Below are 12053 nucleotides of genomic sequence, written 5' to 3' on the forward strand. Positions count from 1 at the left end.
ACGCTATGGAAGAATGAGGTCGTGTACGATCCGGATCGATACAAAAAAACAGCCCCGACAAAAACTGCCGAAGCTGCACTAGATCGTCAGTAGTAGACGTCTTTATAGTTTATATGTATTAAATCGCAAGTGAACGTGCGATTTAATACAGCGCCTTTTCTATGGACAATTTAGGCTAAAAAAATAAACCCCGGACATGTTCGCGGTGTCCGGGGTTTCTTGCGTAGTTAAACGATTTGCACTCTAATCAACTTCCGCAAGCTTCGCACTCATCAGGATTGTCGATCGAGCAAGTGATCATGTCGGCATTTTCTGAAGCCATTTTCTTGGCGGCCTCTTCGAGTTTGCTGACGCGTTCTTCCTGAATCTTTTCGGTTTGCTCGGCAGAAACCACAGGCTCTACTTGAGCTTTGGCTTGCTTTTGAACCGTAAACTTGATGGCATCTGCCGCCGCCTTGGTACGGAGGTAGTACATACCTGTTTTGAGACCTTTCTTCCAAGCATAGAAGTGCATAGAAGTAACCTTGCCGAGGTTGGCGTTCTCCATGAACAGGTTCATGGATTGAGATTGATCGATGAACGCACCGCGATCGGCCGCCATATCGATGATATCCTTCATGCTCAATTCCCAAACCGTCTTGTAAAGTTCTTTGATGTTATCGGGGATCACATCAATGTGTTGTATCGATCCATTTGCGCGGATGATCTCATCTTTCATTTCGCTGTTCCACAAGCCTAATTTTACGAGGTCGATGAGCAAATGCTTGTTCACTACGATGAACTCGCCACTCAATACACGACGGGTGTAAATGTTGCTCGTATACGGCTCAAAGCACTCGTTATTTCCGAGAATCTGTGAAGTAGAGGCCGTTGGCATCGGAGCCATCAAGAGAGAGTTGCGTACTCCGTGCTCCATGATCTCCTCGCGCAAGGTGCTCCAATCCCAGATACCGCTGAGATCTTCTTCTTTAAGGCCCCACATATTCCACTGGAACTCACCTTTAGAGATCGGTGATCCTTCGTACGACTCGTAGGTACCTTCTTCTTTGGCCAAGTCTTTCGACGAGGTCAGGGCTGCGTAATACATCGTTTCGAAAATATCTGCGTTGAGCTTCTTCGCCTCTTCAGAGGTGAAGGGATAGCGTAGCATGATAAAGGTATCGGCCAAGCCTTGTACACCGAGTCCAACAGGACGGTGACGCATATTTGAATTGCGCGCTTCGGGTACTGGGTAATAGTTACGGTCGATTACTTTATTCAAGTTCTTGGTCACTTTATAGGTGATGTCGAACAATAGCTGGTGATCGAACTTGCCTTCTTTAACGAACTTAGGTAAGGCAATAGAAGCGAGGTTACATACCGCTACTTCATCTTCGGCAGTGTACTCTATGATCTCGGTACAGAGATTCGATGAACGAATGGTTCCGAGGTTCTTTTGGTTCGATTTTCCGTTCGCGGCGTCTTTGTAAAGCATATAAGGTGTACCGGTCTCGATCTGTGCTTCGAGCACCTCTTCCCACAACTGGCGTGCGCGAATGGTCTTACGTCCTTTTCCTTCAGACTCGTACTTTAAGTAGAGTTCTTCGAACTCTTTACCGTGTACGTCGGGCAATCCGGGACATTCATTAGGACACATCAACGTCCACTCGGCATCTTGCTCTACGCGCTCCATGAACAAGTCTGGAATCCACAAAGCGTAGAAGAGATCGCGAGCGCGCATTTCTTCTTTTCCGTGGTTCTTCTTGAGATCTAGGAAGTCGAAGATATCGGCATGCCATGGCTCTACGTAAATTGCGAAGCTTCCTTTTCTCTTACCTCCTCCTTGGTCTACATAACGAGCCGTGTCGTTGTAAACGCGAAGCATTGGAACGATACCATTCGATGTTCCATTGGTTCCTCGGATATAAGATCCCGTTGCACGAACGTGGTGAATGCTCAGTCCGATTCCACCGGCAGATTGAGAGATTTTGGCACATTGCTTCAACGTATCGTAAATACCATCGATACTGTCGCCTTTCATGGTCAACAAGAAGCAGCTCGACATCTGAGGCTTCGGTGTTCCGGAGTTGAAAAGGGTCGGCGTGGCGTGAGTGAAGTACTTCTTCGACATCAACTCGTAAGTCTCGATAGCGGCATCGATATCCTCCTTGTGAATACCGATAGCAACGCGCATCAGCATGTGCTGAGGTCGCTCCGCGATGGCTCCATTAACGCGTAATAAATACGAGTGCTCCAAGGTCTTGAAGCCGAAGTAATCGTAGCTGAAATCGCGATCGTAGATCAAAGTACTATCGAGCACGGCCGCATGCTCCATGATGATCTCGTGTACATCATCCGCGATAAGGGGGCTTTTAAGCCCGGTCTTGGGGTTGATGTATTCGTACAGCATGGTCATGGTTTCACTGAACGACTTCTCGGTATTTTTGTGGAGGTTAGACACCGCGATGCGCGCAGCCAAATGCACGTAATCGGGGTGACGCGTGGTCATAGAGGCAGCAACCTCGGCGGCCAAGCTGTCGAGCTCCGATGTGGTCACTCCTTCGTAGATACCCTCGATGACCTTCATGGCCACTGAAGTTGGTTCTACGAGCGGATTCAATCCGTAGCACAGTTTTTGGATTCGAGAAGTGATCTTGTCGAACTTCACCGCTTCTTTACGACCGTCTCTTTTTAATACGTACATACGCCTATATCTTTTTGGGGAGGGGTTGGGTTAAAATGTTGGTTACTCGTGATCGGATTAAAAATCCGCGTCAAATGAAATCTTGTTGTCCTCGGCAGACTGGCTCATCACACCTGCCTTCTGGTATTCGGCTACACGCTTCTCAAAGAAGTTCGTCTTTCCTTGTAGGGAAATCATATCCATGAAGTCGAATGGGTTCTCAGAGCCATAGACCTTTTCGCAATTCAGCTCGACTAATAGGCGGTCTGCAACGAACTCGAGATACTGGGTCATTAACTTGGAGTTCATTCCGATCAAGTTCACGGGCAATGCCTCGGTAATAAACTCGCGCTCGATATCCAGTGCTTCGGTGATGATTTGCTTGATGCGGTTTTTCGGTACTTTGTTGACCAAGTGGTTGTTGTGGAGGTGCACGGCGAAGTCACAGTGCAATCCCTCGTCGCGACTGATCAACTCGTTGGAGAAAGTTAGACCGGGCATGATGCCTCGTTTCTTCAGCCAAAAAATAGAGCAGAAACTTCCGCTAAAGAAGATTCCCTCAACCGCTGCAAAAGCGATCAACCGCTCGGCAAAACTGTCACTTTCGATCCAGCGAATGGCCCAATCGGCCTTCTTCTTGATCGCATCGAAATTCTCGATGGCGTGGAACAAACGGTCGCGGTCTTCCGGATCCTTGATGTATGTGTCGATCAACAGAGAATAGGTCTCTGAATGGATATTCTCCATCATGATCTGGAACCCGTAAAAGAACTTCGCCTCGGTGTATTGCACTTCATTAACGAAGTTTTCGGCCAAGTTTTCATTTACGATCCCATCGCTGGCAGCAAAGAAAGCGAGTACGTGTTTTATGAAGTGACGCTCGTCGTCGTTCAGCTTGGTGTTCCAGTCGGTGATGTCCTGATGCAGGTCAATTTCTTCCGCCGTCCAAAAGCTCGCCTCTTCTTTCTTGTACCATTGCCAAATGTCGTGATGCTCGATTGGAAATAGGACAAAGCGGTCTTTGTTTTCTCTTAAAATGGGTTCGTCTTGTGCAGCGTTCATTCGTTGTCGTTTTGTCGATTATTCTGTCGTTCGCAGTCTATAAATCGGAGACAAAAAGACCCTCATCCAGCCGCTAAGCGGGCGTTTTTAAATACTGTTCGTCTCGTAAATTTGATTTTTGCAGAGGCTAGTTAGCCAAGGTGCATGACAAATATTTACATTAAATATTCACCAGTCAACATGCACTTATTCACATTGAAACGGATTTATTAACAGTATGTTGGAGGTCAAATCCGCGAAACCCTTACGGTCATTGAAAAGTCATTTTTCCAAACTTTTCAGGCGTTTTTTTTTCACATAGAATTCACGCTCGATTAACACTCCGAGAACATTCAAGGAGTCCATTCTTTGGCCACGATCTCCATTTCGGCGATCCACTCGTCGCCAAACCGCCGCCGGAGCACTTCTCTCGTAAATTCGAATACCGAAACACCGAGTTCTTGACCCAATGAACAGGCGGCAGAGCAGATCGGCCATTTGTGGTAGTTCACCACTTCAAAACTGGGATACTTGACTACGCGGACCGGATAAAGGTGACAGCTAACTGGTTTACGAAAGGTCGTAGCGCCTTCTTTCCACGCTTGCTCAATACCGCACATGGCTTTACCGTCGTCGTCAAGGGTCGTGTATGCACATTCTTTGCCACTAACCAATGGCGCTACGAATTCTCCGTCGCGATCGCGAAGGTACCGCCCTTGCTTCTCGATCGCAGCGCGACCCTCGGGGCGTAAATGACCTGCGAATTTTTCGTACTCTTCATCGAGCACGGCCAACTCCTCTTCGAGCAGCGGAGCCCCGGCATCTCCCTCTACGCAACACGCTCCTTTACAAGCCGTAAGGTTGCAAACGAACTCGCGCTCCAAGAAATCCTCGCTAACTAACGTTTCTCCCACTTTGATCATGCCGCAAAGCTACGAAGCCGCGACTGATTTAGTAGAATCGCGACTAACCTATTCCGTTCGCCACCCGTAATTATTAATATCTTTACGATCCTATATCTACTTCATGAAAAGAATCTTTCTCCTTCTCGCCCTGGTTCTTGGGTTAGCCGTTTCTGCACAAGAAAGCGCAGCCCCCAATCCCGGAGACGTACTCGTGCAGCTTTTCCCGGGTAATTCCGTCGATCAACTCATCGAAGACCTGAATAAGGAACATCCGATTTTGGCCCTACGGGCCGAAGCGGTCCTCAGTGCCGAATTACGCATGTACCATTTGCGATTCAACCCCGCAGTACCGGTCGACCAATCGATCCGTTGGACGGTAGCCCACCCTGCCGTGGTGGCCGCACAGGGTAATAGACCAACCACATTGCGCACCATCCCGAACGACCCTCTATACTCGAGCCAATGGCAGTACAACAACTTGTTCAATCCAGCCGCTGACCTCGATGCCGAAGAGGCGTGGAGTATCTCCACGGGCGGACTCACGATCAAGGGCGATACGATCGTCGTGGCCGTGATCGACGATGGGATCGATATGGCGCATACCGATTTCGGGGACAATCTTTGGGTCAACCGAATGGAGGTTCCGGGCGATTCTACCGACAACGACAACAACGGATATGTCGATGACTACCTCGGCTGGAACGTTTACTCCGGAAACGACGACATCCAGGATGGATTTTGGGGCGGTTGGCACGGAACACCGGTGGCCGGGATCGTCGGCGCCCAAGGAAACGACGGCATTGGCGTTACCGGGGTCAATTGGAATGTGAAAATCATGATCATCGTGGGCGGACCCGGTGAGGCGAATGCCATCGCCTCTTATGGTTACATTCTAAACCAACGACGACGCTACAACACTACCGAAGGTGCTGAAGGGGCATACGTGGTCTCTACCAACGCCTCCTGGGGAATCGATTTCGGTCAACCCTCATCAGCTCCACTTTGGTGCAACATATACGACTCATTAGGGATCGAAGGAGTCCTGAGCTGTGGTGCTACGATCAACGAAAATCAGGACGTAGACGTTATCGGTGACCTTCCGACCGCCTGCCCGTCCGATTATTTGATCTCGGTGACGAACATGGACCAAAACGACCTCAAGGTCGTACAGGCCGGTTATGGAGACAGCACCATCGACATTGGCGCCTACGGTGCCGGAACCTACACAACCGATCTCGGTGGTGGACACGGAGGTTTTGGGGGCACATCAGGGGCTACCCCTCACGTAACCGGCACCCTCGGGCTCATGCATTCCATGGCCTGTGACGAGTTGATCGAACTCGCGAATAGCAACCCCGACTCAGCGGCCTTTTGGTTCCGTGAATTGCTTTTCCGAAGTGCCGTTCCCAATGCTTCACTCGCCGGACTGGTATCCACCGAAGGTAAACTCAACATGCTCGCTACTCTGGAGGAAGTAGAATACTTCTGCGATTCTTTGAGGACGATCGGGCTGAATGAACTGGGCCGTTCGGGTCTTTGGCAAGTTTATCCGAATCCTGCGACGAGCGAGTTGCACATCGTGCCGCTAGGCACCCAATCTGTAACCCACTACCGACTTTACAATGCGCTTGGTCAATGCGCTGCGGCCGGATCCCTGAGTGCAGGGTCGGAGCAGGTCGATATAAGATCGATCCAAGCGGGTTGGTATGTGCTTGAATTGCAGTCGTCCGAAGGTGCAGTAGAACGTCGAAAAATCGTTATAGAATAGCCGCGGGTTTCCTACTTTTGCGGCATGCAACAAGAGGATCAACTTAAAGCGATCGTATCGCACGCCAAGGAGTACGGATTCGTATTCCCGAGTAGCGAGGTGTACGACGGACTGAGCGCAGTTTACGATTACGGCCCCTATGGCGCCGAGCTCAAGAATAACATTAAGCAGTATTGGTGGAAATCGATGACTCAAATGCATGAGAATATCGTGGGTCTCGACACAGCCATCTTCATGCATCCGACCGTTTGGAAAGCATCGGGACACGTCGATGCGTTCAACGACCCAATGATCGACAACAAAGATTCGAAGAAGCGCTATCGCGCCGATGTGTTGATCGAGGATTACTGCGCTAAATTAGAGGCCAAGGCCGAAAAAGAGATCGAGAAGGCTCGCAAGCGGTTCGGTGACGATTTCGACGAAGCGCAGTTCGTGAGTACGCACCTGCGTGTAGTGCAGTATCGCGAAGAGCAGCAAACGATCATTCAGCGCATGGCCCGCTCTCTCGACGCGAAAAATCTGGCCGATGTTAAGGCGCTGATAGAAGAGTTGGGCATTGCCGACCCGGTATCGGGATCCAAGAATTGGACCGATGTCCGCCAATTCAACCTGATGTTTGGAACCGAAATGGGCTCTACGGCCGAGGGTTCGAATAAGGTGTATCTGAGACCCGAAACCGCTCAGGGGATCTTCGTAAACTTCTTGAACGTTCAAAAGAGCACCCGAATGAAGGTGCCTTTTGGTATCGCTCAAATCGGAAAAGCGTTCCGCAATGAGATCATCGCCCGTCAATTCATCTTCCGCATGCGTGAGTTCGAACAAATGGAGATGCAGTTTTTCGTTCGCCCGGGTGAGGAAATGAAGTGGTACCAGTTCTGGAAAGAAGAGCGCATGAAATGGCACCGAAACCTCGGAATTGGCGCCGATCGCTACCGTTTCCACGATCACGAAAAGTTGGCGCATTACGCAAATGCAGCGGCCGATATCGAATTCCGCTTCCCTATGGGTTTCAAAGAGTTGGAGGGAATCCACAGCCGGACCGATTTTGACCTGAAGAGCCACGAAGAACACAGCGGGCGTAAGTTGCAATACTTCGATCCAGAATTGGGTGAGAGCTATGTTCCCTATGTGGTAGAGACCTCGATCGGACTCGATCGTATGTTCCTGGCCGTCCTGAGTCATTCACTGAACGAGGAAACCTTGGAGGACGGATCGACCCGTACGGTAATGAATATTCCGCCCGTATTGGCCCCTGTAAAAGTGGCCGTACTTCCGCTCGTCAAGAAGGATGGGCTACCGGAAAAAGCGAGGGAGATCATGGATCGGCTCAAGCTTGAGTTCAATTGCCAATACGATGAGAAGGATGCAATCGGAAAGCGCTATCGTCGCCAAGACGCCATCGGCACGCCATATTGCGTCACGATCGACCACGATTCGCTCAACGACGATCAGGTAACGATTCGCGAACGCGACTCCATGTCGCAAGAGCGCGTGCCTGTAGATCGGGTGGTTCAGATTCTTCGAGATCAATCTAATTGGTCTAAGGTTTTAACCTCCTAATTTTCAAGGGAATATTGCTTAGGTCATTAAATTCACTACCTTTGCCCCCTGAGAAACTAACCCTATTAAATCGAAACCGATGAAAAAAGTAAGCTTTTGGTTGATGGCAGCTACCATGGGTGTTTTCGTAGCATGTGGTGGCGGAGCCAGCACAGACGAAGGTAACATGGAAGATGTGCAAGAAGAAGTAATGGAAGCCGGCGAAGAAATGGAAGAAGCTGTTGACTCAACAGCGTCTGACATGATGGAAGAGGCAGACTCTACTGCTGACGACATGATGGAAGAAGCTGAGGAAATGGTAGAAGGTGATCACTCAGAAGAGGCTGCTCACTAAGTATTTCCATTCCAACTAGAATAAAAAAAGCCGCTCGTTGAGCGGCTTTTTTTATTTCAAAGCCTTTGTCGCGGCTTCCAGCGTATAGTCCGTTTGGTGGATTACCGGGTAGAACGCCTCGGTGCCCCATATCTGCCTTCCGATCATCGCCTTGATGCGCGTTCGGACGAGGAACTCTGATCGCTCATTTCGCCCCCATTCCGTTTGAGCCCCACCTTCTTTGACTTGATTCAAGTAGTCTTGATACACCTCGTCGGGCAACTCGAACGAATGCGAAAACTCCGCCGCGTCCACATACTTCACTTTGAGATCTTCCCGATGGCTATCGGCGTATTCAAAGCTGAATTTCCTCAAGTTTCCGTAGCTGAGCACTTCGTAAAACCATCGTGTTCGGCCTGCCGTATCGACCGGAATCAGTACGTCGGGCATAATACCACCTCCACCATAAACCGTGTCGCCTCCGGGAGTAGTGAATACTAATTCCTCGATCTCTTCCTTCATTTCAGGGGTATCGACCTCTACGACCTCATCGTAATCGTCGTGGAACGATTCGAGATAATAAGCCTCCCGGTCATCTGTATAGGGTCTTTGAATACAGCGACCCGTGGGCGTGTAATACCTCGCCACTGACAGTCTCAAAGCCGATCCATCGCTCAGCTCCCACTGCTCCTGAACAAGGCCTTTACCAAAACTGCGTCGGCCAATAATCTCGGCGCGGTCATTATCTTGTAGTGCTCCGGCAATGATCTCACTGGCCGAGGCGCTTCCTTCGTCGATCAGCGCGACCACCGGCATATCTTCGAGTTCTCCTTTTGACGTTGCATAATAATACTTGCGCTCGCGCGATCTTCCTTCGGTGAATACGATCAATTCTCCGTCGGCCAGGAATTCATCTGCGATCCTATCGGCAATATGTAGGTAGCCGCCGGGATTCCCGCGCAGGTCAAAGACCAATTTCTTCATTCCGCGTTCCAGAAGGTCTTTCCTCGCCTGCGCAAATTCTGCATAGCTCGTTTCGGCAAATCGGCTGAGTTTGATGTATCCCGTTTCATCGTCGATCATGTAAGCCACATCGATACTCACGAGTGGAATATCGTCGCGTTCAATGGTAAAATCGAGGAGTTTGGATGAACCGGTCCGATAGATTTGTACATCCACCGTAGAACCTTTTTCTCCGCGCAGTTTCGCGATCACGTCGCGATTCTGAAGTCCGACTCCTGCAACAGTATCACCGTCTACGATCACGATCCGATCCCCGGCCTCAATCCCCAACTGTTCTGAAGGTCCGCCCGAAATGGGAGAAACCACAACAATGGTGTCGCGCTGCAACTCGAACTCCACACCGATTCCCTGAAAATTACCTTGCATACTCTCTTCCACCACACTGAATTCGGAGCGGTGAATGTATATACTGTGGGGGTCGAGTTGCCCGAGAATGTCTTCGATGGTCTTATCGAGCAGCGAATCAGTGTCTACCTCGTCCACATAATCACGATTGATGTAGTCGATCAACTGATTGATCTTCTGATGCTGCCGGTCGGGCGCCATGAGCACATAGGCACTTTGTCCGTAGTCCAGTTTCATGCCGATATAAATACCGAGTACTAGGGTAAAGGCCAAGGCGGTCGGCGCCCAAATCTGCCAACGTCGTTTCATAAGGTTCGTCTAGAGCGTTTGAAGGTACAAAGGTGTGAGGAAAACGCAGAAAGTCCCCGTGTTGTTTTATTTGGCCCTACGGGCCGATGGAGGGGGGGGTGATTGGTTCATCGATCATCGATACCGAAATCTTGAAAGACATCTCCAAAACGAACAACGAAACACGAAGAACGAACAACGCTCTTGGCCCACTCAGATCTCAACAGGAAAAACTAAGAACAAAAAAAGCCGATCTTTTCAGATCGGCCGTTCAGAAGTATCCGGGGCGGGAATCGAACCATAAATTTAACCCCTATTATTGTAGTGCCTTATCCCTTATTATTGTTGACAATTTAGAGAATCCTGAAAAGCCATCTGTTATTTTTTATCAAATTGTGATACATTGTACCATATATTTTATCACATTCTCAACGCATCGCTTCATGAAGGTCAATATCTGGGAAAGACCATTACCGTCTGGGAAAGTAAGCTTCTACTTACACTACAGCCAAGCCGGAAGGCAAATAAGAAAGAGGCTTGATCTCCCGAAATACAAGCAAGGGACTAAAGGTTACAAGGAAAGTAAAAACAAAGCGGAAAGGGTAGCCGCTAAGATTCAAGAGCACTTGATAAGCGAGAACTATGACCTTGCTCAGAAACCCTCTGAAATAGGGTTTTTTGAATTCCTTGAGCACTATCGTCAGGACTACGAAGGGAGGGACTATCGAAAGATTGATGGCCTTAAAAAGCACCTTCGCTCAATTCTAAATGAAAGTCTTCCTCTTTTTAGGCTGGATGAAGCAAAGTGTAAGAAAATTGCAAAACATCTTGAACGGAATTTGGCTACGGAAACGGCAAGAAACTACTTTTCCACCCTAAAAAAAGTACTGGACGAAGCTATTGATTCCGATTACTTAAGAAGTAATCCGGCAAGACGTATTTACATCAAAGGGGAGTCAGATCACATCAAGAAAGAGGTACTCTCTAGGAAAGATTTAAAGTTACTGATAGAATCACCTTGTGGAAACCCTCAAGCTAAAAGAGCCTTTCTATTTGGTTGTTTTACGGGCATAACCTTGTCAGAAATTAAAGCCTTGACCTACTCACAAATAAAGGATGGATATTTAAACTACTCGAGACACAAAACGAACGGCAGACAACACGTTCGAGTTCCTCTCAATAAATACGCCCTTGAAATAATGGGAAGTCATGGCAAACCGGACCAACTTGTCTTCCCTGGATTACCCTCCACCAACGGAACAAATAAGGTCATTAAAACTTGGGTGCGCCGCGCCGGAATTGAAAAGCATATAACGTTTTATTGTTCCCGTCATACTTTTGGAACTCTGCAAGCCGAGAACGGGGTAAATCAGAGTGTTATAGCCTCTAACTTGGGACACACATCGACCAAGCACACCGATAAATACGTCAGAGCAACCGATTCCGCCAAATTAAACGCAGTTGATTTCAGGCTATAATGTGAATTACTCGAGTTTCAATTCTGTCTATTTCTAATTGAAAGTTGTATTTTCTACGCGACCGATAAAGCCGCTTTTTAGGCTATTTGATTTTTCCCACATGTGGATTAAAAGTCAATATCTCACTTTCGAAAAACCCTCTATCTGCCTATATTTGAGAGTATTAAATAAAAAAAGCCCTACTCCTGCTGCAACAGTTATAGGGCAAAACAAAAATTGTTTTTTATCATGTATAGTAAAGATACAACATTACTCGGAAAGCTAGAAAAGTCTAATACCAGCATTTCTCTGAAGCCTGAAAATCACTTTTTAAACTCGAAAGCATCAGCAACCTACTTGGGTGTCTCGATATCACAATTCTATAAGCTCATTCAAACAAGCAAGCTACAGTGTTACAAGCTCTCTGGAAAACTAATCTATTGCTCAATAGCACAATTGAACGATTATATCAAAGGAGGGGAGACAAACAGCAGCTCTACAAAATCTATTGAACGAATCGTTTCAACTTTAAGAAAAGAACTATAGTAAGGTGTCATTCCTAACACTAAGTGTTATGTACGATACCATTCATCTGACAATTCCCACAAGAGCTTCTGTATTGACCCCCTATAAATTGGACAGAAATTATCAATCAATTTAGCAGAGTTTTTGGGTTTAACAATTTATTTTC

At 48.1% G+C, this 12053-nt stretch carries 8 protein-coding genes; 4 read left to right on the plus strand and 4 right to left on the minus strand.

Annotated features, from left to right (window positions below; genetic code table 11):
* Positions 1–247 precede the first annotated feature (247 nt).
* The 3 genes from J4F31_10545 to J4F31_10555 form a co-directional block, all read right to left on the minus strand.
* On the minus strand, positions 248–2683 hold the full coding sequence (locus J4F31_10545) for a ribonucleoside-diphosphate reductase subunit alpha (GenBank protein MCE2496996.1): 2436 nt from the start codon (positions 2681–2683) through the stop codon (positions 248–250).
* Between the two features lie 57 nt (positions 2684–2740).
* Positions 2741–3724, minus strand: coding sequence for a ribonucleotide-diphosphate reductase subunit beta (locus J4F31_10550; GenBank protein ID MCE2496997.1), 984 nt, complete (start codon positions 3722–3724; stop codon positions 2741–2743).
* Positions 3725–4056: 332 nt separating this feature from the next.
* Positions 4057–4626: a DUF3109 family protein gene (locus tag J4F31_10555; GenBank protein MCE2496998.1), complete on the minus strand. Its 570-nt coding sequence runs from the start codon at positions 4624–4626 to the stop codon at positions 4057–4059.
* A gap of 103 nt (positions 4627–4729) precedes the next feature.
* On the opposite strand from J4F31_10555, the gene J4F31_10560 reads away from it, so the two are divergent.
* From J4F31_10560 to J4F31_10570, 3 genes are all read left to right on the plus strand, one after another.
* Positions 4730–6376: a S8 family peptidase gene (locus J4F31_10560; protein ID MCE2496999.1), complete on the plus strand. Its 1647-nt coding sequence runs from the start codon at positions 4730–4732 to the stop codon at positions 6374–6376.
* Between the two features lie 24 nt (positions 6377–6400).
* Positions 6401–7936 (plus strand): glycine--tRNA ligase, encoded by a 1536-nt coding sequence (locus J4F31_10565; protein MCE2497000.1) that lies wholly within the window; start codon positions 6401–6403, stop codon positions 7934–7936.
* Between the two features lie 79 nt (positions 7937–8015).
* Positions 8016–8270 (plus strand): hypothetical protein, encoded by a 255-nt coding sequence (locus J4F31_10570; GenBank protein ID MCE2497001.1) that lies wholly within the window; start codon positions 8016–8018, stop codon positions 8268–8270.
* Positions 8271–8321: 51 nt separating this feature from the next.
* Here the strand turns inward: J4F31_10570 and J4F31_10575 are convergent, their stop codons facing one another.
* On the minus strand, positions 8322–9926 hold the full coding sequence (locus tag J4F31_10575) for a S41 family peptidase (GenBank protein MCE2497002.1): 1605 nt from the start codon (positions 9924–9926) through the stop codon (positions 8322–8324).
* A 131-nt stretch (positions 9927–10057) separates the two neighbouring features.
* Between J4F31_10575 and J4F31_10580 the strand changes: the two genes are divergently transcribed.
* Positions 10058–11383 (plus strand): site-specific integrase, encoded by a 1326-nt coding sequence (locus J4F31_10580; protein ID MCE2497003.1) that lies wholly within the window; start codon positions 10058–10060, stop codon positions 11381–11383.
* Positions 11384–12053: the final 670 nt, after the last annotated feature.

This window comes from Flavobacteriales bacterium, assembly GCA_021296215.1.
Lineage (GTDB): Bacteria > Bacteroidota > Bacteroidia > Flavobacteriales > ECT2AJA-044 > ECT2AJA-044.

Bases quoted from the DNA above. Each gene is read 5' to 3' on its own strand.
- J4F31_10545 (MCE2496996.1), bottom strand. From the start codon at position 2,683: ATGTACGTATTAAAAAGAGACGGTCGTAAAGAAGCGGTGAAGTTCGAC.
- J4F31_10550 (MCE2496997.1), bottom strand. From the start codon at position 3,724: ATGAACGCTGCACAAGACGAACCCATTTTAAGAGAAAACAAAGACCGC.
- J4F31_10555 (MCE2496998.1), bottom strand. From the start codon at position 4,626: ATGATCAAAGTGGGAGAAACGTTAGTTAGCGAGGATTTCTTGGAGCGC.
- J4F31_10560 (MCE2496999.1), top strand. From the start codon at position 4,730: ATGAAAAGAATCTTTCTCCTTCTCGCCCTGGTTCTTGGGTTAGCCGTT.
- J4F31_10565 (MCE2497000.1), top strand. From the start codon at position 6,401: ATGCAACAAGAGGATCAACTTAAAGCGATCGTATCGCACGCCAAGGAG.
- J4F31_10570 (MCE2497001.1), top strand. From the start codon at position 8,016: ATGAAAAAAGTAAGCTTTTGGTTGATGGCAGCTACCATGGGTGTTTTC.
- J4F31_10575 (MCE2497002.1), bottom strand. From the start codon at position 9,926: ATGAAACGACGTTGGCAGATTTGGGCGCCGACCGCCTTGGCCTTTACC.